This window comes from Nocardiopsis sp. NPDC058631 (assembly GCF_042716955.1).
Lineage (GTDB): Bacteria > Actinomycetota > Actinomycetes > Streptosporangiales > Streptosporangiaceae > Nocardiopsis.
Genome location: NZ_JBHXQY010000018.1, coordinates 46037 through 66350 on the forward strand (window position 1 = coordinate 46037; position 20314 = coordinate 66350).

Sequence of the window (20314 nt, forward strand, 5' to 3'; positions counted from 1 at the left end):
GTGCGCCGGGGGTGGTGCCCTGGGCCGGGAGGGGGTCGAGGGAACCCGTGGTTCCGCATGGCGACAGAACCGCACCGGCAGCCGAAAAAGATCACTGGTGTGTCTCGGATCACACAGGGGGGATGGCTCCCTCGGGGGCACCGGCCTATCGTCGCGGGGTCGAGTGCACCACCCCCGTTCCAGGGAGCCGTCCCGATGGACAACCTCGCCCTGCTCAGCCTCCTAGCGCTCACCCCCATCCTGCTCGTCGGAGTCCTGCTCGTCGGATTCCGCGTCCCCGCCATGTACGCGATGCCCGTCGGATACGCCGTCGTCGTCGCCATCGCCGTCCTCGGCTGGCAGGCGGACTGGACGGCCGTCGCCGCCTCCACCGTCCAGGGGCTCATCCTCGCCGCCGGGCTCCTGTACATCATCTTCGGCGCGCTGCTCCTGCTCAGCACCCTCACCAAGAGCGGCGCCATCGCCACCATCCGCTCCACCTTCACCGACATCAGCCCCGACCGCCGTGTCCAGGCGATCATCATCGGCTGGCTGTTCGGCAGCTTCATCGAGGGCGCCTCGGGGTTCGGCACCCCCGCCGCCGTCGTCGCCCCGCTCCTGCTGGCACTGGGCTTCCCCGCCATGGCCGCCGTCATGGTCGGCCTGGTCATCCAGAGCACACCGGTCAGCTTCGGCGCCGTCGGGACCCCCATCCTCGTCGGCGTCGCCGGGGGACTGGAGGGGTCCCCCGAGGTCGCCGAGCGCGCCGCCGTGCTCGGACTGACCCTGCCCGGGTTCATCAGCCACATCGGGTTCCAGACCGTCCTGCTGCACGCCGTGGCGGGCACCCTCGTCCCCCTGATCATCTGCTGCATGCTCTGCGGCTTCTACGGCGGCGGGCGGCGCTTCTCCGACGGCCTCGGAGTGTGGAAGTTCGCGCTCTTCTCCGCCTTCGCCATGACCGTCCCCTCCGTGCTCTACAACCTCTTCCTCGGCGTGGAGTTCACGAGTCTCCTCGGGGGGCTGACCGGACTGGTCATCGTCGTCCTCGCCGCACGCAAGGGCTTCCTGATGCCCGAACGGGCGTGGGACTTCCCGCCGCGCGAGGACTGGCTGGCCCGGTGGAGCGGCAGGATCGCGCCCGGTGACGGCGAGACCGTCCTCGCCGACGACCGGCGGATCGGACTCCTGCGGGCCTGGACCCCCTACCTTCTGGTCGCCGCGCTCCTGGTGGCCACCCGCACCATCGGACCCGTCAAGGAGTGGCTGACCGGCATCACGGTCGGGGCGAGCGACATCTTCGCAACCCCCGTCGCGCAGGTGATCGAACCCCTCTACTCGCCGGGCGCCACCTTCATCCTGGTCTGCCTGGTCACCTGCGGCCTGCACCGTATGACGGCGCGCCAGATCGCCGACTCCTGGAAGATGGCCGGGTCGCAGCTGGCGGGAGCCGCCGTCGCGCTGCTCTTCGCCGTGCCCCTCGTCCGCGTGTTCATCAACACGGGTGCCGACTTCGGCGACACCGCCCTGGAGAGCATGCCCCTCACCCTGGCCACGGGCGCCGCCGAGCTGGGCGGCACCGCCTGGCCGCTCTACGCGCCGTGGATCGGTGCCCTGGGCGCGTTCGTCGCAGGCTCCAACACCGTCTCCAACCTGATGTTCTCCCTGTTCCAGTTCTCCACAGGAGAGCGCATCGGCATCCCGCCGGAGACCGTCGTCGCCACCCAGGCCGTCGGTGGAGCCGCGGGCAACATGATCACCGTCCACAACGTGGTCGCGGCCTCCGCGGTGGTCGGCCTGGTCGGCAGGGAGGGCGACCTCATCCGGCAGACCGTCCTGCCGATGGTCTACTACGTGCTCCTGGCCGGCTCGGTCAGCTACGTGTTCGTCCACGGGTTCGGCGCCAACGCCGGAACCGTGATGCTCGCCCTCGTCCTCGCGGCCCTGGCAGCGCTGGTCCTCCTCATGCGCAGGGCGGACGCGGGAAGGGCGCCCGGGGCCGTCCGGGACCCCGCCCCCGGCGGAGGGGGGAAGGGGGCGGAATAGACACTGGTCCCGGCATCGTTGTGGGTCTGGCAAACTGGTATCGGGGCAAAGGTCCGCCGTCCACCGGCAGGACCCGCCCCTGACTACCTGGATCGCCGCGACACCGGTTCGCGCATGACCCACCACGCCGACCCACCCGACGGGTGGTGCGGCTTGGCATGCGTCCGGCGGTCGCGCCCCTGATGAGGAGAGCACGATGAAGGCCGACATCCACCCCGAGTACTTCGCCACTGAGGTGACCTGCACCTGCGGTGCCCACTTCGTCACCCGCAGCACGGTGTCCGAGGGCAAGATCCGCGCCGAGGTGTGCTCCGAGTGCCACCCGTTCTACACCGGCAAGCAGAAGATCCTCGACACGGGTGGTCGCGTCGCCCGCTTCGAGAAGCGCTTCGGCAAGCGCAAGTAGCGCAGCCCGCTGCCCCGTGGCACGGCACCGCCGGCGCCACGGGGCCAGGTTGGCCCCCGAGGGGGAGACGGACAGGCGAGGCAAGCCGAACAAGACGGGGACGTGGCAGAAGTGAAGCTGGATGACCTGCTGGGGGAGTACTACGAGCTGGAACAGCAGCTCGCCGACCCCGAGGTGCACGCCGACCAGGCGAGGGCGCGTGCGCTGGGCAAACGCTACTCACAGCTCACCCCGATCATCGAGGCCTACCGCGCGCTGAAGGAAGTCGAGAACGACATCGAGGCCGCGCGCGAGCTCGCCGCCGAGGACTCCTCGTTCGCCGAGGAGGCCGACCGCCTGACCGAGGAGGCCGAGCGGCTCACCGAACGGCTTCGGGTCCTCCTCGTCCCACGCGACCCCTCCGACGACAAGAACCTCATCATGGAGGTCAAGGCCGGAGAGGGCGGCGAGGAGTCCGCCCTGTTCGCCGGGGACCTGGTCCGCATGTACCTGCGCTACGCCGAACGCCAGGGCTGGAAGACCGAGGTCATCGACGCCACCCACTCCGACCTGGGCGGCTACAAGGACATCACGATCGCCTTCAAGAACAAGGGCAACCCCGAACCGGGCGCGGGCGTGTGGCCCATGCTCAAGTTCGAGGGCGGCGTGCACCGCGTCCAGCGGGTCCCGGTCACCGAGTCGCAGGGCCGCATCCACACCTCCGCCGCCGGCGTGCTGGTCGTCCCCGAGGCCGAGGACGTGGAGGTCGAGATCCACGCCAAGGACCTGCGCATCGACGTCTACCGATCCTCCGGGCCCGGTGGCCAGAGCGTCAACACCACCGACTCGGCCGTGCGCATCACCCACCTGCCGACCGGCATCGTCGCCTCCTGCCAGAACGAGAAGAGCCAGCTCCAGAACAAGGAGCAGGCCATGCGCATCCTGCGCGCCCGCATCTACGCCGAGGCCCAGGCCAGCGCGGACGCCGAGGCCTCCGCCGAGCGCAAGAGCCAGGTTCGCACCGTGGACCGCTCCGAGCGCGTGCGCACCTACAATTTTCCCGAGAACCGTATCTCCGACCACCGCGTCGGCTTCAAGGCCTACAACCTCGACCAGGTCCTCGACGGGGAACTGGGCGGGGTCGTCAAGGCCCTCGTGGACGCGGACACCAAGGAGAGGCTCGAAGCCGCCCAGTCATCATGAACCTGCTACTCGACGAGGTCGCCCGCGCCACGCTCCGGCTGGCCGAAGCGGGCGTGGCCTCACCCCGTACCGACGCCGAGGAACTCGCGGCGTTCGTGCACGGTGTCCGTCGAGGGGAGCTGCACATGGTGGCCGACGCCGACTTCGACGCACGGTACTGGGAGTGCGTGTCCCGCAGGGAGGCACGCGAACCCCTGCAGCACATCACCGGCCACGCCTACTTCCGCTACCTGGACCTCCAGGTCGGACCCGGTGTGTTCGTGCCCCGGCCCGAGACCGAGATCATGGTCGACTGGGCGATCGAGACGCTGCGCGCCATGGACGTCGCCGACCCCCTGGTCGTCGACCTGGGCACGGGGTCGGGCGCCATCGCCATCTCCCTCGCCCAGGAGGTGCCGCGCTCGCGGGTGCACACCGTGGAGATCGACCCCCTGGCCCTGGGGTGGGCGCGCCGCAACATCGACGCCAGCGGGCACGCCGACCGCGTCACCTCCCACCACGGCGACATGCGCACCGCGCTGCCCGAGCTGAACGGCCGCGTCGACCTCCTCATCAGCAACCCCCCCTACGTCCCCACCCACGGGTCCGGCACCATCCCGCCCGAGGTGCGCGACTACGACCCCGCGCCCGCCCTGTGGGCCGGTGAGGACGGCCTCGACATGATCCGGGAACTGGAGGCGGTCGGCCGCAGGCTGCTGCGCCCCGGCGGGTCGATGGCCGTCGAGCACCACGACGGCCAGGGCATCGACATCCCCTGGCTGTTCCCCGAGGACAACGGCTGGCGCGACGTCCTCAACCGCAAGGACATGGCCCGGCGCGACCGCTTCGTGGTCATGCGCCGTGTCGACGAGGACGGCTGACAGGCCGTGCCCCACACCACCCCCCGTACTCCCGTCGGACCGCTCAACCCGGTCGACCCCGTTCGAGAATGAGGTGAACGCAGGTGAGCCGCATCTACGACTGCGCGGACGAGACCGCCCGCAAGGACGGCGTCGCCGACGCCGCGTCCGCGGTACGCCGAGGTGAGCTGGTGGTGCTGCCCACGGACACCGTGTACGGCATCGGCACCGACGCCTTCAGCCCCGCCGCGGTGGCGAACCTGCTCGCCACCAAGGGGCGCGGGCGCGAGATGCCGCCGCCGGTCCTGGTCGGCTCGATGCGCGCGGCGACGGCCCTCATCGAGGACCTCGGCAACCACGGCCGCGACCTCATGGAGGAGTTCTGGCCCGGACCGCTGACCCTCGTGTGCACCGCCACCCCCAGCCTGTCCTGGGACCTCGGTGACACCAAGGGCACCGTGGCCGTCCGGATGCCGATGGACCCCGTGGCCCTGGAACTCCTCAAGGAGGTCGGGCCCATGGCGGTGAGCAGCGCCAACAAGTCCGGCCGACCGGCGGCCACGCGGATCGACGAGGCCCTGGAACAGCTCGGTGACGAGGACGTCGCCGTGTACCTGGACGGTGGGGAGACCGACTCACCCGTCGCCTCGACCATCGTCGACCTGACCTACGCGGTGCCCAGGGTGCTGCGGGCCGGCGCCATCTCCATCGAGCAGCTGCGCGCGGTGTGCGGCACGGTCATCGGGGAGCTGCGGCAGGGCCGCATGAAGCCGGTGAAGGAGGAGGAGGTCGCCAAGGCGGGCGAGGCCGCGAAGGCGCAACGCGCGTCGGCGTCCACCTCCGAAAGGCCCGTCGCCGGTGGGACGCCGGAACCGCAAGCGCCACCGGCGTCCGGGGACGGGACGACCCCGGAGACGGGCGAGGCCGCGCCCACCGGTGAGGCCGCTGCGGCGGGCACGGAGACGGACGGTGCCGACCGGGCCGCCGGCCCCGAGGCGCCGGGGGTGGCCGGCGGGGCCGGCGAAGGCGGGAAGGCCGACACGGCTCCCGCAGCGGGGCAGCGCCCCGACGGCGACCGTTCCGAGAACTAGAGGGGTCAGGCCGTGCGAGAGTACGCGCTCACCTTCGTCATCGCCGCGGCGGTGACGTACCTGCTCGTGCCGCTGGTGCGCAAGTTCGCCATCAAGATCGGCGCCACCCCCCCGGTGCGCGACCGTGACGTGCACACCGAACCCATTCCGCGCCTGGGCGGGCTCGCCATCTACGGGGGGTTCGCTGCCGCCCTGCTGATCTCCGCGCAGCTCCCGCACCTGCAGAACGTCTTCGTGGCCGACACCTGGCTGGGTCTGCTCCTGGCGGGCGGCCTCATCACGGTGATCGGGATCATCGACGACCGCTGGGGCATGGACGCGCTCAGCAAGCTCGCGGGCCAGGTCGTGGCCGCGGGCATCCTCGTCGCGAACGGGGTACAGCTGCTGTGGCTGCCGCTGCCCGGCACCCAGCTCTCGCTGGGGCCGTGGCTGGGCGCGATGGTCTCGATCCTGCTCATCGTGGTGACCATCAACGCGGTGAACTTCGCCGACGGCCTCGACGGGCTGGCGGCGGGCATCGTCGGTATCTCCTCCCTGGCGTTCTTCGCGTACTACTACGTGGTCGCGGTCGAGCAGGGTTTCGTCCGCCAGTCGTATCCGGCGATGATCGCGATCATTCTCGCGGGCACCTGTGCCGGATTCCTCTTCCACAACTTCCACCCGGCACGGGTGTTCATGGGTGACACCGGCTCGATGCTGCTGGGGCTGCTGCTCACCTCGATCACCATCACGGTGACGGGCCAGTTCGACGCCAACACGGCGCGTGAGGAGTTCAACTCCGGCGGACTCGTGGTGTTCCTGCCGATCGCGCTGCCGCTGCTGGTGATCGCGCTGCCGCTGGCAGACCTGGTGCTCGCGGTGCTGCGCCGGACCCTCGCGGGCAAGTCCCCGTTCGCCCCGGACCGGGGCCACCTCCACCACCGCCTGCTGGACATGGGCCACAGCCACATGAGGGCCGTGCTCCTCATGTACCTGTGGGCGGGGATCGTGGCGTTCGCGGCGGTGTCCCTGTCGGTCTTCGACTCCCCGGTGATCGTGCTGACGGTCACCGCGCTGGTCGCCACGTGTGCGGTCGGACTCATCGCGCTGCCCCGCCTGCGGCGCCGGGGCCTTCTGCCGTGGGAGCGCAAAGAGCGCGTTAAGACGGAGTCAGGTCACGATTCGCCATCTGATGCCTGAGGGCGCCCCGGTGTTCGGGACCAAGGCCTCGAAAGGCGGGGGCGATGACCTGCGCGAGTAGTGGTCGGAAGCGGTGTGGTGAAGGTGACAGAGGGCCCGGGAAGTGCCCGGAACGGGCGTTTCCCGGAGCGTTAAGGTCGCGTTAAGGAACCCCCGGATTCAGCACCGAGAACCTTGTGATAGCTTTCACGAGCAGGTAACCACTGAACCCCAACGGAGCTTTGTGATGCAGGAACACGACGCCCGGATCCTCCGTGGCGCCGCGCTTCCCAGCGCTGCGTGCGGGGTCCTGGCCATTGCGGTATCCGCGCTTTTCGCCGGTGTCACGGGAGCGCTCAGCTCTCTGTTCGCCGTGGTGATCGTGCTCGGCTGCTTCGGGCTGGGACAGTGGGCGGTCCTCATCATCACGCGCCGTAACAAGGACCTCTTCCTGGCTGCGAACATGCTCGGCTTCGTCGTCAAGATGGCGCTGCTGGGCATCATCCTCGTCACCCTCGGCCGAAGTCCCCTCATCGAGGACCTCAGCAGTTCCGCCTTCGTGTACAGCGCTCTGGCGGTCGTTCTCGCCTGGCTGGGCGGACAGACCTGGGCGATCTCGAAGGCCAAGATCCTTCACGTGAACCCGAACGAAGGTTCGGAGAGCGCGTGATGGGGTGCCCCGTTGCAGCCCGTCGGGGAGGGCGTATTACCCTGAACCTCGGCAGGCGGACGGCCCCGTTCCCGCCAAGGCCCACATGCTATATTCCGGAGCGAGATGAGCAGCGAACCAGCCAGAACGACGGAAAAGCGCGAGCCCCCGGCACCGCGCGAAGCCGACGGCTGGGCACTCTTCTCCACTCTGCTCTCGGGCGTGCTCGTCTGGAGCGCGATCGGCTGGGCCGCGGACAAGCTCCTGGGATTCCAGGCGCTCTTCTTGCCCATCGGGGCGGTTCTGGGCATGGTCGGCGCGATCTACCTGATCGTCGTCAAGACCCGCCAGGTCTGAACCCTCCCGCCAGTCCGGCGTCGACGATCGTGCGACGACGCTCTGTAACAACCATCAACGAGGCATTCTTGCGTCACGACGAAAGGATTCGCCGTGAGTGCTGACGTGCGCATTCTCGCGGCCGAACCGAATTGCCACCTGTTCGGTGACAACGGTTGCGGGTTCACGCCGCCCACCATCGGGATGTTCTTCCCGGAACCGTGGTTCGCCAACATCCCCGGCAGCGCGGGCATCGACCTGTACCTGGTCCTGCTTCTGGTCGCCGTCGGTGCTGTCCTGCTTCTGTGGTCGTGGTTCAGCAGGAAGCTGAGCCTCGTCCCTGGCCGCAGGCAGAGCGTCGGCGAGATGCTGGTCCTGTTCATCCGGGACCAGATCACCCGCCCGACGATGGGCGCCAAAGGCGACCGGTTCATCCCGTTCATGACGGGTGTCTTCACACTCGTTTTGGCCATGAACTTCACCGGGCTGATCCCCGGGATGCTCCCGGTCAACAGCAACCTGGCCTTCACCGCGATGTTCGCCGTGGTCATCTACGTGATGACCATCGTGATCGGTATCCGCCACCAGGGCGGCTGGGGCTACTTCCGGAACCAGATCTTCCCGCCCGGGATGCCCAAGGCCATCTACGTCCTTGTCACCCCGATCGAGATCCTCTCGGTCTTCCTGATCCGCCCGGTCACGCACGCGCTGCGTCTGTTCGCGACCATGTTCGCGGGCAGCCTGCTGCTCGCCGTGTTCGCCTACGGCGGCTGGTACATGCTCAACCTGACGGCCGAGCCCCTGCTGGTCGGTGTCTCGCTCCTCTTCTCGGGTGCGGCACTGTTCGGCTACCTCGCCTTCTTCGTCTTCGAGATCGTGATCATGCTCGTCCAGGCGTTCATCTTCACGCTGCTGGCGAGCCTGTACATCAACCAGTCGCTCGAAGCGGCCCACTAGACCCCTTCCCTCCCCTGCCGGCCGACCGGCCGTCCAGGGGTGAGAAGAACTGACCCGTCCACACCGGCGAACTGACTAATTGCGACGAGCAACGCCGGACGTCGAGTAAAGGGAAACATCAATGGACATCGCTGCGATCACCGGCAACATCAACACCATCGGTTACGGCATCAGCGTCATCGGCGCCGGTATTGGTGTCGGTATCGTGTTCGGTCTCGGCATGCAGGCCATCGCCCGCCAGCCCGAGGCCCGCGGCCCGCTGCAGACCAACATCTACCTCGGCTTCGCCCTCATCGAGGCCCTGGCGATCCTGGGCTTCGTTCTCGCCTTCGCCGCTCCCCAGGGCTAGTCGAAACTTGCCAACCGTTTTCTGATGGCAACTGACGCGAAGGAGGGCTGACCATGTTGGTGGAGTTGGCAGCCGATTACAACATTCTGCGGATCGACTGGGTGAAGTTCACCTTCGGTGCGATCGCGCTCGCCGTGGTCTACTTCTTTGTGGCCCGCAAGGCTGTCCCGAAGGTGATGGCGGTCCTCGACGAGCGTCATGACGCCATCGAGGGTGGCATCGAGCGGGCCAAGCGCGCCGAGGCCGAGGCCGAGGAGATCCGCCAGCAGTACCGGGAGAAGCTCGAAGAGGCGCACCGCGAGTCCGCCCAGGAGCTGGAGAGGGCCAAGGAGCAGCGGGCGGCGATCATCGCCGAGGCGCGCGAGGAGGCCCAGACCGAGGCCCGTCGTATCGTCGAGGCGGCCCACGCCCAGATCGAGGCCGACCGCCAGCAGGCCATGGTGCAGCTGCGCGGTGAGATCGGTGGCCTGTCCGCCGACCTGGCCGGTCGCATCGTGGGTGAGACCCTCAGCGACAGCGCCGCCCAGAGCCGTGTCATCGACCGGTTCCTGGAGGAACTGGAGCAGAGCGAGAGCACGCAGCAAGCCGAGGTGCGCTGATGCGTGGTATCAGCCGCACGTCGCTGGTCGAGGTGACCCGGCGCCTGGACGACAACGTCCTGGCGTCGGCGGGCACCGCACAGAGCAGTGTCGCCCTGGGCAGCGAACTCTTCGAGGTCGTCGCCCTTCTCGGGAGCCAGCACTCGCTCCGCCGGTGGCTCGCCGACCAGGCGAACTCCGCCGAGGGCAAGACCGAGCTGATCGGGCAGCTGCTGGAGACCAAGGTCTCGCCGTCCACCGTCATCGTGGCCGGCGACGTGGTCTCGGCCAAGTGGTCCGGACCGCGCGACCTCGTGGACGCGATGGAGCGGATGGCGGTCTACTCGACCGTCGCCTCGCTCCAGAACGCCTCGGCGCTCGGCGAGCTGGAGGACGAACTGTTCCGCTTCCAGCGGATCGTCGCCGCCCAGCCCGCGCTGCGCGACGCCCTCACCCGTGAGGGTGTCGCTCCCGAGCGGCGACTCTCCCTCCTGGAGAACCTGCTCTCGGGCAAGGTGAACGCCGCGACGCTCACGCTGATCGGCGAGGCGGTCACCCGCCCCAGGCGACGTACCCTGGAACAGGCGCTGGATCATTTCGGACAACTCGTCGCGGAGCGCGCCAAGCGCTACGTGGCCGTCGTCCGCAGCGCCGTCCCCCTGAACGAGAACCAGCAGTCCCGGCTCGGGGCCGCGCTCTCGCGCACCTACGGCCGGGACATCCACCTGAACACCGAGGTCGTCCCCGAGATCGTGGGCGGCCTGTCCATCCAGGTGGGTGACGAGGTCATCGACGGGACCATCGCCGGGCGTATCGCCGAGGTCCAGCGCCGCCTGGCCGGCTGACAGAACGCAAGGCAAGCACGCACGGCGCCAGCCCGGCGCCATTTGAGAGCAAGGACAACGTAGAGATGGCGGAGCTGACGATCCGGCCGGACGAGATCCGGGACGCGCTACAGCGCTTCGTCCAGTCGTACGAGCCTGAAGCAACCCGCGCGGAAGAGGTCGGTACCGTCACCTACTCCGGTGACGGCATCGCCCGCGTCGGTGGCCTTCCCTCGGCGATGGCGAACGAGCTGCTGAAGTTCGAGGACGGCACCCTCGGTCTGGCCCAGAACCTTGAGGTCGGCGAGATCGGTGTCGTCGTGCTGGGCGACTTCACCAGCATCGAGGAGGGGCAGAAGGTGCGTCGCACCGGCCAGCTCCTCTCGGTGCCGGTGGGCGACAAATTCCTCGGCCGCGTGGTGGACCCCCTGGGTGCCCCCATCGACGGCAAGGGCGAGATCGAGTCGACCGAGCGGCGTGAGCTTGAGCTCCAGGCCGCATCCGTGATGGAGCGCAAGCCGGTTCACGAGCCGCTCCAGACCGGTATCAAGGCGATCGACTCGATGACCCCGATCGGTCGCGGCCAGCGCCAGCTGGTCATCGGTGACCGTCAGACCGGCAAGACCGCGGTCTGCATCGACGCGATCATCAACCAGAAGGCCAACTGGGACTCCGGCGACCCCGACAAGCAGGTGCACTGCATCTACGTCGCGATCGGCCAGAAGGGCTCGACCATCGCCGGTGTGCGCGGCGCCCTCGAAGAGGCCGGCGCGATGGAGTACACCACCATCGTGGCCTCCCCGGCGTCCGACCCGGCGGGCTTCAAGTACCTGGCCCCGTACACCGGTTCGGCCCTGGGCCAGCACTGGATGTACGAGGGCAAGCACGTCCTCATCGTCTTCGACGACCTCACCAAGCAGGCCGAGGCCTACCGTGCGGTGTCGCTGCTGCTGCGCCGCCCGCCGGGCCGTGAGGCCTACCCGGGTGACGTCTTCTACCTGCACTCCCGTCTCCTGGAGCGCTGCGCGAAGCTCTCCGACGAGATGGGCCGGGGATCGATGACGGCCCTGCCGATCATCGAGACCAAGGCGGGCGACGTCTCCGCGTACATCCCCACCAACGTCATCTCCATCACCGACGGCCAGGTCTTCCTGGAGTCCGACCTGTTCAACCAGGGACAGCGTCCGGCCATCAACGTCGGTGTTTCGGTCTCCCGTGTCGGTGGCGCGGCGCAGACCAAGGCCATGAAGAAGGTCTCCGGTACCCTCCGGCTGGGCCTGGCCCAGTACCGCGAGCTGGAAGCCTTCTCGGCCTTCGGTTCGGACCTGGACTCCGTCTCCAAGCAGCAGCTGGAGCGCGGTGCCCGTCTGATGGAGCTCCTCAAGCAGGGCCAGTACTCGCCGTACTCCATGGAGAAGCAGGTCGTGTCGATCTGGGCGGGTACCACCGGCCGCGTCGACGACGTGCCGGTCGAGGACGTCCGCCGCTTCGAGGGCGACTTCCTCGAACACCTCGGCCGCGACCACGCCGGCCTCCTGGAGGCGATCCGGGACACCGGCAAGTTCGAGTCCGAGACCGAGAAGTCGCTGGACGTGGCCCTGGAGAAGTTCAAGCAGGGGTTCCAGACCTCCGCCGGAACCCTCCTGGGCACCGAGGCCGAGGCCGAGGCGCTCTCCGAGGAGAAGGTCGGCCAGGAGACCATCAAGGTCGCCAAGGGCGGGAAGTAACCCATGGGTGCACAGCTTCGCGTCTATCGCCGGAGGATCCGCTCGACGAAGTCGATGGCGAAGATCACCCGCGCGATGGAGCTCATCGCCACGACGCGCATCACCAAGGCGCAGCGTGCGGCTGAGGCTGCTGGGCCCTACGCGCGGGAGATCACCCGGGCGGTCTCGGCCCTCGCCAGCCGGGTGTCGGACCACCCGCTGCTGACCGAGTCCGAGAACCCGACCCGCGCTGCCGTACTGGTCATCACCAGTGACAAGGGCCTGGCCGGCGCCTTCTCCGCCAACGTGCTGAAGGAGGCGGACTCCCTCACCCAGCTCCTCCGGGAGCAGGGCAAGGAGGTCCTCACCTACATGGTGGGCCGCAAGGGTGTGGGCTTCTACAAGTTCCGCGATCGTCCGATCGAGGAGCAGTGGGAGGGCTTCACCGAGCGTCCGACCTACGCGCACGCCCGGGAGATCGGCTCCGCCCTCATCGAGAAGTTCATGGCGGACACCTCCGAGGGCGGCGTCGACGAGATCCACGTGGTCTCCACGGAGTTCGTCTCGATGCTGACCCAGCGGGCCGGTACCGTCCGTGCGCTGCCGCTGGAGGTCGAGGAGAGCGAGGCGAGCGAGCTCGAAGCCGCGCACGGCAGCGAGCCGCTGCCGCTGTACGAGTTCGAGCCGTCCGCCGAGGAGGCGTTGGACGCCCTGCTCCCGCAGTACGTGACCAACCGCATCTACTTCGCGCTCCTGGACGCCTCCGCCTCCCAGCAGGCGTCCCGCCGTGCGGCCATGAAGGCCGCCACGGACAACGCCGAGGACCTCGTCAAGAACCTGGGACGCCTGGCCAACCAGGCGCGCCAGGCCGAGATCACCAACGAACTCAGTGAGATTGTCGGCGGTGCCGACGCCCTCTCCGCTGCCAGCGCAGGAAGTGAGTAGTAAAAGTGACTGCGACAGTTGAAGAGACGGCTGGGGCTGGCACCGCCACCGGCCGTATCGCCCGGGTGACCGGGCCGGTCGTCGACGTGGAGTTCCCCGTCGGCTCCCTGCCTTCGATCTACAACGCCCTGAAGACCGACGTGACCGTCGGCGGCAAGGCCAAGACCATCACCATGGAGGTCGCCCAGCACCTGGGTGACAACCTGGTGCGGACCATCTCCCTGGCCCCGCAGGACGGCCTCGTCCGCGGTGCCGAGGTGCGCGACACCGGTGCGCCCATCAGCGTGCCCGTCGGCGACCTCGTCAAGGGCCACGTGTTCAACACCCTGGGCGAGCCCCTGGACGTGACGACGGCCGAGCTCGGCGTCACCGAGCGCTGGCCGATCCACCGCAAGGCCCCGCCCTTCGACCAGCTTGAGTCCAAGACCGAGATGATGGTCACGGGCATCAAGGTGATCGACCTCCTCACCCCGTACGTGCGCGGTGGCAAGATCGGTCTGTTCGGTGGTGCCGGTGTCGGCAAGACCGTGCTGATCCAGGAGATGATCACCCGTATCGCCCGTAACTTCGGTGGCGTGTCCGTGTTCGCCGGTGTCGGCGAGCGCACCCGTGAGGGTACGGACCTGTTCCTGGAGATGGACGAGATGGAGGTCCTCCAGGACACCGCTCTCGTCTTCGGCCAGATGGACGAGCCCCCGGGCACCCGTCTGCGGGTCGCCCTGTCCGCTCTGACGATGGCGGAGTACTTCCGCGACGTCCAGAACCAGGACGTGCTCCTCTTCATCGACAACATCTTCCGTTTCACCCAGGCGGGTTCGGAGGTCTCCACGCTGCTGGGCCGTATGCCCTCGGCCGTGGGATACCAGCCCAACCTGGCGGACGAGATGGGTCAGCTGCAGGAGCGGATCACCTCGACGCGCGGTCACTCGATCACCTCGATGCAGGCGATCTACGTCCCCGCGGACGACTACACCGACCCCGCTCCGGCGACCACCTTCGCCCACCTGGACGCGACGACCGAGCTCTCCCGCCCGATCTCGCAGAAGGGCATCTACCCGGCGGTGGACCCGCTGACGTCCACCTCCCGCATCCTCGACCCGCAGTACGTGGGCGAGGAGCACTACCGGGTGGCGCAGCGCGTCAAGGAGATCCTCCAGCGGAGCAACGACCTCCAGGACCAGATCGCCATCCTCGGTATGGACGAGCTGTCCGAAGAGGACAAGATCGTCGTCAACCGTGCTCGCCGTATCGAGCGCTTCCTGTCGCAGAACATGTTCGTGGCCGAGAAGTTCACCGGTACCCCGGGCGTGTTCGTTCCCCTGGAGGAGACCATCTCCTCCTTCAAGGGCCTCTGCGACGGTGAGTACGACCACCTGCCCGAGCAGGCCTTCCTCGACGTCGGCAACATCGACATGGCGATCGAGAAGGCCAAGCAGCTTCAGGGCTAGAACCGCGCGAAGCGTCCGTTGAGGGTGGTGGCGGGCGACGGGCGGGACAGTTTCTCCGGCCGGGCCGGTCCCGAACGACAACACGTCGGGGCCGGCCCGGCCGAACCCACCCGCTAGCCGAGGAGTTTGTGGCAGTGTCGAAGAAGCTTTTCGTCGAGATCGTCTCGCCCGAACGTGAGATTTGGGCCGGCGAGGGCGACATGGTCATCGCGAAGACCGTCGAGGGCGAGATCGGCGTCCAGCCCGGGCACATCCCGGTGCTCTCGCTGCTGGCCCACGACGCCGTGGTTCGCGTGCTGGGTGCGCGGGAGACCGGCGAGGTCCGGGCCGCCGCGCACAGCGGGTTCGTCTCGGTTTCGGGTGAGGGTCGTATCTCCATCCTCGCCGAGACCGCCGAGCTCGCCGAGGACATCGATGTGGACCGTGCGCGCACGGCGCTGAAGAACGCGACCGAGTCCGGCGACACCGTCGCCCTGGGTCGTGCTCGGAGCCGCCTGCGTGCTGCTGGCGAGGACGTCGCCTAGCGAACCGGGACGGCGGAACGGCAGTGGGCATGGAACGACCGCTTCCCGCTCAGGTGGGAACGGGCTCCTGGGTGGAGTCCGCACAGTGGGTGTTCTTCGCCCTGCTCCTCGTCTTCCTGACGGTGGTGCTCGCCGTCACCGTGCGCCGCTGGGTGCTCGTCCAGCGCGGTGGCGCCGTCGAGTGCTACCTGCGCACACCGGGTGGGAGGGGGCGTCGGGGCTCCTGGCGTATCGGCTTCGGCCGCTACGGCACCGAGAACCTCGGCTGGTTCCCGATCTTCTCCCTGAGGCCGCGGCCGACAGTGTTCCTGTCGCGTCGCGGCCTCGTCGTTCTGGGGCGGCGCGTCCCGAACGGTGAGGACGCCGAGCACCTGCCCACGGACGTGACCGTCGTCCGGATCGGCTGGGCCGCCGAGGACGGCAGCGACCCCCGGGACGCGGTGTACGAGATCGCGATGAGCGAGAGCGCGCTGACCGGGTTCCTGTCCTGGCTGGAGTCGATGCCCCCCGGAACGCAGTGGGAGGCCTGAGACCCGTGTGTTCACCGGGGTGGCGGTCCGTTCCTGGTGCGGTGACCGCGAGGGTGCGCGGCCTGACCCCCTCCGACGTGCTCCCGCACCCGCGGTGAGGACCGGCCCCGGCCGGAGGGACGAGATCCTTGAGGGCACGGGCCCTCGCGTCACACCGGTGAACTCTCCGGTGGCCCACTAGCATGGCGACATGATCGTTGCCTTCTCTGTTTCTCCGCTCGGTACCGGCGAGTCCGTCGCCCCCGCTGTCGCGCGCGCCGTGCAGGTCGTTCGCGCGAGCGGGCTGCCCAACGAGACCACGGCCATGTTCACCAGTGTCGAGGGTGAGTGGGACGAGGTGATGGACGTCGTCAAGCGCGCCGTCGCCGCGGCCGGTGAGGGGGCTGACCGGGTCACCCTCACCCTCAAGGCCGACATCCGCGAGGGCGTCACGGACGGTCTGCACAGCAAGGTCGAGGCCGTCGAGCGGGAACTCGGGGAGTCCTGAGGGCCGTCGGTCCTTCCACTGGACCGGTAGGACACGGCAGGATGCGGTTCCATGGCCACTTCCCGTTTCCGCGTCCTGCTCGCGCCCGTACTCCTGGCGCCCCTGCTCGTCGCCTGCCAGCCGGCAGGCGGCCACGTCGGTGCGGTGGCCACGGGCCACTTCACCGCCCTGCACCAGTTCCCGGTCGTGATCGTCACCTGGTGCGGTGACGCCGCGCCACGTCAGATCGACCTCGTCGGAGAGACCCAGCGCAGACACCTGGTCGCCACCCGCGAGTTCGAGGGCGGCGAGATCGAGATCGATCTGGCGGCGCCCGGGGACGACTGGGAGATTTTCGACGAGGAGGGGAGTCCCGTCTACCGGATGGGTCCCGACTCCTCGGAGGACGAGTACGCCGTCGGGGTGGGCTCGGCCCCGGCGGAGCCCGGGGACTCCGCCGAGCACGACATCGGGACCCTCAGCTTCACCACCGGGGCGCTGGCGGCCGAGCAGGGGGTGTACACGGGGGACGACACCTCCGAGGCGGGCGTCGTCCCGCAGGAGGAGTTCCCGCCCGAGTGCTGAGGGGCGCGCCCGGAGCGCCTCCTAGCGTTGGCCTCCGGGCTTCCAGAGCACCTCGTCCCCCTCGCCCGCGACGTAGCGGCCGAGGATGAACAGCAGGTCCGAGAGCCGGTTGAGGTACTGGGCGGTGAGCGGGTTGACCGTGTCGCCGTGCTCCTCGATGGCGGCCCACACGCTGCGCTCCGCACGGCGGACCACGATCCGCGCCGTGTGTGTCAGCGCGACGGTGGGTGAGCCGCCGGGGAGGATGAAGCTGCGCAGTGTGGGCAGGTCGGCGTTGTAGTGGTCGCAGGCCTCCTCCAACCGGGTGACGTACTCGGGGAGCACCCGCAGCGGCGGGTACTCCGGGTCCGGCACGATCGGCGTGGACAGGTCGGCGCCCAGGTCGAACAGCTCGTTCTGCACCCGGCCGAGGAGCGCTCGCACGTCCTCGGGGAGCTCACCCACGGCCAGTGCGACGCCGATGGCGGCGTTGGCCTCCTCCGTGTCGGCGTACCCGACGAGGCGCGTGTCGTTCTTGCCGGTCCTGCTCATGTCGCCGAGGGCCGTCGTGCCGGCGTCGCCGGTACGCGTATAGATCTTCGACAGAACGACCGGTTTGTCCGTGTCCCGTGTGGTCATGCCCCAACCCTAGGGGAGGGCGGGCCGGCGGTGTCGCCGTCCTTGCGGTGAGCGGGCCTCGCGCCCGCGTCGGTGACGCAGGATAACCATTCAGTATCAGTGGGTGAAGGTGATGCGCCCCACTGATACATTGGGATACCAGGAAGCTACTCAGCGTAGTTTCTGGCGGTGTTCTGTGCGAGTAGTCCCGAGTGGAGAAGAGGGGCCACCCGGGCCATCGGCGCAGGGGGAGGCACCGCGAGGAGCGGGCGGCGTGAGACCGGGGGGTTCACGCCGCCCGCTCCCATGCGAGGCGGACCGCGGTTCGGGGCGGCCCGGGACCGGGGGCACCGGTCCCGGGCGGCCGTGTTCCACGGCAACGAGACCTAGCGGAGCCAGGCGTCTCCCGCGCGCGGCAGGTCGGCGGTGGCGGCGGAGTGCCTCAGCACGCCGTTGACCGGAAGCGTGCTCTCGGCGAAGAACTCCACGCCGTGGGCGCCGGCGGCCGACAGCTCCGCCACCGAGTCCCAGTCGACGTGCTCCAGCGTGTCGTCCGCGGTGTGGTAGTACGGGTCGAACGCCTCACCGGCCGTGCCGCCGTACCACTCGACCTGCTCCTCGCTCTTGACGCCGTCGGCGCCGCTGAACAGCCCGCCGGACGGGATACCGGACTCCATGAACGCCCTGTAGTCACTGCGTCCGCTCAGCACGCCCGGCTCGCTCACCTGGTCCTGCGAGGTGAAGTAGTCCGCGAAGACCTTGGCGATCGCGCCGGAGCCGGAGGGGGCTCCCGCCGAATCGGGCAGCTCCATGCCGCCGTCGAGGACGAACCGGCCGTAGTTGTGCGAGCCGATCATGTCGAAGTTGAGGTAGAGGGCGATGTCGTCCACCTGCTCCGGAGTCAGGTCCGCGACGTACTCCGTGGACCCGACCAGGCCCTCCTCCTCGGTGCCCCAGAACGCGAACCGGACCTTGTTGTTGGGGTCGGCCTGCTCGGCGAGCTGGATGGCGGTCTCCAGCACGAACGCCGAACCGCTGCCGTTGTCGTTGATACCGGGGCCGTCCTCGACACTGTCCAGGTGGGCGCCCACGACCACGACGTTGTCGTCGCGGCCCTCGGGCGTCTCGGCGAGGACGCTGTAGGACGACTCGTCGATGACGGTGGCGTCCACCTTCACCCGGAGTTCGAGCCCCTCGGTGGCGATCAGGTCGGCGCCCGTGAGCCCGGACACGCCCACGGCGGGGATGTCGGAGACGGCCGTGATGGTGCCGAGGAAGACCTCGTCCTCGTTGTTGACCACGAGGGCGGCGGAGGCGCCCGCGTCGGCCGAGTTCTGGACCTTCTCGGCGAAGGGGCAGGTGCCGCGCAGGGTGATCGCGACAGCTCCCTCGGGGAAGTCCGCGAAGTCGTCGGGGGAGCACCCGCTCTCCGCGCTGTCGGTGTTGACCGCGACGGCCGGGGCGGTGACGTCACCGGCGCCGGAGTAGCTCATGGGGACGTAGTCGACATCGGCCTCGTAGACGGCCTCCCCGGGCGCCGTCCGGGCCAGGACCGGGGGCGACTGCTCGCGCCAGAGCTCGTAGTCGTACTCGTGCCGGTAGGTCTCGTACCCGGCGCGTTCGAGCTGGTCCTCGACGTACAGGGCGGCGACGTCGTAGCCCGGGGTGCTCGTTGCCCGGTTTCCGCCGTTGTACTCGGCGATGGTGTCCAGGTTCTCCAGGTGCTCCTGGATGGCGTCGGCGGTGACGAGGCCGGCGAGGCCGTCGGGCTCACCGCCCGCGTACGCCGGGCCGGACACCAGGGCGCCGGAGGCCATGAGTACGGTCGCGAAGCCCGCTGCGGCGGCGCGTCGGCCGGAACGGGGGGAGGGGGATGCGGGGGCGGGCGCTCTGCCGAGCGCGGCCCGTCGGTGTGTGGGGCGCAACGATCTTCCTCCGGTGTACGGGGGTCCACCGCTCCGAGGCGTGGGGGGATGGACACCTTTGGTAGGCAAAGTATCGCTGCAGCCTGCCACCAGAACAGTGCTCACGGCAAGGAGTGGCGGGCGTTATTGCCACAATCAGCCACGGAACTTGCGCGTTCGGTACACACTGTGCCCAGAGGGGGCGCTCGGACGGGCCGATCGTCCAGGGGAGGGCAGCCGGTGGTCGACGGGCCGGGCGCTCGGGAGGGGCCGACCCGTCGACGCGGCGGGACGACCGGGCGGAGCCGCCCGGATCAGTCCTCGTCCTCCTGGCCGCGGTCGCGCTGGTGCTTGCGCCGCTTGTAGACCACGCCCACGCCCGCCATGACCGCGAGTCCGCGGATGTGGACGATCGGCGCGTCCGGGTCCACCACGCTGGGCGGGGTGCCGCCCTCACTGCCGAAGCCACCCATGATCGGGAGCCCGTGGACCCGCACCTGGATGTCGTCGGGGACCCTGATCTCGATCCCCGCCATCAGGGCGCCCGTCCAGATGGTGGTCTCCCGGTGGACGAACCGCGCCTCGCGCAGGTCCAGTTCGACGCCGCCCATGAGGGACAGGGCGAAGAAGGTCTTCGGAACCACCCATGCCCCGGCGCGGTCGGCTCCGCCCATCACGGCGATGGCGGCGGTGCTGGTCGGCGCGGCCTGCGGGGTGACCCGGCTGCTGCCGTAGACCGGTCGGGGCGAGCGGAAGTCGCCGGAGACGGGTGTCAGGGAGGAGGCGTGGTCGGTCGAGGGCAGGTCCTCCGTGAGGGGGACGAGCTCGCCTATGGTCTTGGCGCGGTAGACGGAGTCCAGGCGCTCGCTGTGCTCGTCCGGGTCCAGGCGGCCTTCGGCGAGGGCTTCGCGCAGGCGGTGCGCGACGGAGTCGCGGTCGGCGTCGGAGGCGCGCATCCGGCCGTGTTCGGGGGGGTCGACTTCGTTCATCCGGTCCACCATATGACGATTCTTACGCGACGGCACGCCCCCGCCATCGGGGAGGAACCCTGAGCGGTCCCTGATCTTGGGTCGTGTTCGTCAATCCTGCCGGGTTTCGCGTCCACCGGGCTTCCTCTCGCTGCGTTTCACCACCAGGCTGAACGTCGCCCATCGTCTTGCGGGAGATCGCCTGGGCGGCCGCTCACCGACCCGAAACCCTCAAAAACTCTCCCTG

22 protein-coding genes are annotated in these 20314 nt (G+C 69.1%); 19 read left to right on the top strand and 3 right to left on the bottom strand.

Going from position 1 to position 20314, the window contains the following annotated elements; genetic code table 11:
* Positions 1-195 precede the first annotated feature (195 nt).
* The 19 genes from ACFWTE_RS09020 (at position 196) to ACFWTE_RS09110 (ending at position 16598) form a co-directional block, all read left to right on the top strand.
* Positions 196-2025, top strand: a complete 1830-nt coding sequence (locus tag ACFWTE_RS09020; protein ID WP_378778768.1) for an L-lactate permease — start codon at positions 196-198, stop codon at positions 2023-2025.
* Positions 2026-2221: 196 nt separating this feature from the next.
* Positions 2222-2431 carry a 50S ribosomal protein L31 gene (gene rpmE, locus ACFWTE_RS09025; protein ID WP_378778769.1) on the top strand — a complete coding sequence of 70 codons (210 nt, stop codon included), beginning with the start codon at positions 2222-2224 and terminating at the stop codon, positions 2429-2431.
* Between the two features lie 111 nt (positions 2432-2542).
* The gene (gene prfA, locus ACFWTE_RS09030) at positions 2543-3613 is read left to right on the top strand and encodes a peptide chain release factor 1 (protein WP_378778799.1); all 1071 of its coding nucleotides are present in this window, start codon (positions 2543-2545) and stop codon (positions 3611-3613) included.
* The gene (gene prmC / locus ACFWTE_RS09035) at positions 3610-4473 is read left to right on the top strand and encodes a peptide chain release factor N(5)-glutamine methyltransferase (protein WP_378778770.1); all 864 of its coding nucleotides are present in this window, start codon (positions 3610-3612) and stop codon (positions 4471-4473) included. The genes prfA and prmC overlap by 4 nt, the downstream gene beginning before the upstream one ends.
* Positions 4474-4556: 83 nt before the next feature.
* Positions 4557-5543, top strand: a complete 987-nt coding sequence (locus ACFWTE_RS09040) for an L-threonylcarbamoyladenylate synthase (protein ID WP_378778771.1) — start codon at positions 4557-4559, stop codon at positions 5541-5543.
* A 12-nt stretch (positions 5544-5555) separates the two neighbouring features.
* Positions 5556-6722, top strand: a complete 1167-nt coding sequence (locus tag ACFWTE_RS09045; protein ID WP_378778772.1) for an MraY family glycosyltransferase — start codon at positions 5556-5558, stop codon at positions 6720-6722.
* A gap of 226 nt (positions 6723-6948) precedes the next feature.
* A complete protein-coding gene (locus ACFWTE_RS09050; RefSeq protein WP_378778773.1) occupies positions 6949-7371 on the top strand; it encodes a hypothetical protein in 423 nt (140 codons plus the stop codon).
* 105 nt (positions 7372-7476) lie between these two features.
* Positions 7477-7707 (top strand): hypothetical protein, encoded by a 231-nt coding sequence (locus ACFWTE_RS09055; RefSeq protein WP_378778774.1) that lies wholly within the window; start codon positions 7477-7479, stop codon positions 7705-7707.
* Positions 7708-7812: 105 nt separating this feature from the next.
* Positions 7813-8643: a F0F1 ATP synthase subunit A gene (gene atpB / locus ACFWTE_RS09060; protein ID WP_378778800.1), complete on the top strand. Its 831-nt coding sequence runs from the start codon at positions 7813-7815 to the stop codon at positions 8641-8643.
* A gap of 121 nt (positions 8644-8764) precedes the next feature.
* On the top strand, positions 8765-8992 hold the full coding sequence (atpE, locus tag ACFWTE_RS09065) for an ATP synthase F0 subunit C (protein WP_267946340.1): 228 nt from the start codon (positions 8765-8767) through the stop codon (positions 8990-8992).
* A gap of 56 nt (positions 8993-9048) precedes the next feature.
* Positions 9049-9591, top strand: a complete 543-nt coding sequence (locus tag ACFWTE_RS09070) for a F0F1 ATP synthase subunit B (RefSeq protein ID WP_378778801.1) — start codon at positions 9049-9051, stop codon at positions 9589-9591.
* Positions 9591-10415: a F0F1 ATP synthase subunit delta gene (locus ACFWTE_RS09075; protein WP_378778775.1), complete on the top strand. Its 825-nt coding sequence runs from the start codon at positions 9591-9593 to the stop codon at positions 10413-10415. Before ACFWTE_RS09070 ends, ACFWTE_RS09075 begins: the two co-directional genes overlap by 1 nt.
* Positions 10416-10480: 65 nt before the next feature.
* Complete coding sequence (gene atpA / locus ACFWTE_RS09080) at positions 10481-12121, top strand: F0F1 ATP synthase subunit alpha (protein WP_378778776.1); 1641 nt, start codon at positions 10481-10483, stop codon at positions 12119-12121.
* A 3-nt stretch (positions 12122-12124) separates the two neighbouring features.
* The gene (locus ACFWTE_RS09085; protein WP_378778777.1) at positions 12125-13045 is read left to right on the top strand and encodes a F0F1 ATP synthase subunit gamma; all 921 of its coding nucleotides are present in this window, start codon (positions 12125-12127) and stop codon (positions 13043-13045) included.
* A 5-nt stretch (positions 13046-13050) separates the two neighbouring features.
* Positions 13051-14493, top strand: coding sequence for a F0F1 ATP synthase subunit beta (gene atpD / locus ACFWTE_RS09090; protein WP_378778778.1), 1443 nt, complete (start codon positions 13051-13053; stop codon positions 14491-14493).
* A 134-nt stretch (positions 14494-14627) separates the two neighbouring features.
* The gene (locus ACFWTE_RS09095; protein WP_330092106.1) at positions 14628-15017 is read left to right on the top strand and encodes a F0F1 ATP synthase subunit epsilon; all 390 of its coding nucleotides are present in this window, start codon (positions 14628-14630) and stop codon (positions 15015-15017) included.
* 29 nt (positions 15018-15046) lie between these two features.
* Positions 15047-15547 (top strand): DUF2550 domain-containing protein, encoded by a 501-nt coding sequence (locus ACFWTE_RS09100; RefSeq protein ID WP_378778779.1) that lies wholly within the window; start codon positions 15047-15049, stop codon positions 15545-15547.
* Positions 15548-15737: 190 nt separating this feature from the next.
* A complete protein-coding gene (locus tag ACFWTE_RS09105) occupies positions 15738-16034 on the top strand; it encodes an MTH1187 family thiamine-binding protein (protein WP_378778780.1) in 297 nt (98 codons plus the stop codon).
* 51 nt (positions 16035-16085) lie between these two features.
* Positions 16086-16598, top strand: a complete 513-nt coding sequence (locus ACFWTE_RS09110; protein WP_378778781.1) for a hypothetical protein — start codon at positions 16086-16088, stop codon at positions 16596-16598.
* Positions 16599-16619: 21 nt separating this feature from the next.
* Here ACFWTE_RS09110 and ACFWTE_RS09115 read toward each other — a convergent pair whose 3' ends face one another.
* From ACFWTE_RS09115 to ACFWTE_RS09125, 3 genes are all read right to left on the bottom strand, one after another.
* Positions 16620-17216, bottom strand: a complete 597-nt coding sequence (locus ACFWTE_RS09115; RefSeq protein WP_378778782.1) for a cob(I)yrinic acid a,c-diamide adenosyltransferase — start codon at positions 17214-17216, stop codon at positions 16620-16622.
* A gap of 365 nt (positions 17217-17581) precedes the next feature.
* Positions 17582-19012, bottom strand: coding sequence for a M28 family peptidase (locus ACFWTE_RS09120; protein ID WP_378778802.1), 1431 nt, complete (start codon positions 19010-19012; stop codon positions 17582-17584).
* 401 nt (positions 19013-19413) lie between these two features.
* The gene (locus ACFWTE_RS09125; RefSeq protein WP_378778783.1) at positions 19414-20100 is read right to left on the bottom strand and encodes a DUF1707 domain-containing protein; all 687 of its coding nucleotides are present in this window, start codon (positions 20098-20100) and stop codon (positions 19414-19416) included.
* Between the last annotated feature and the right edge of the window lie 214 nt (positions 20101-20314).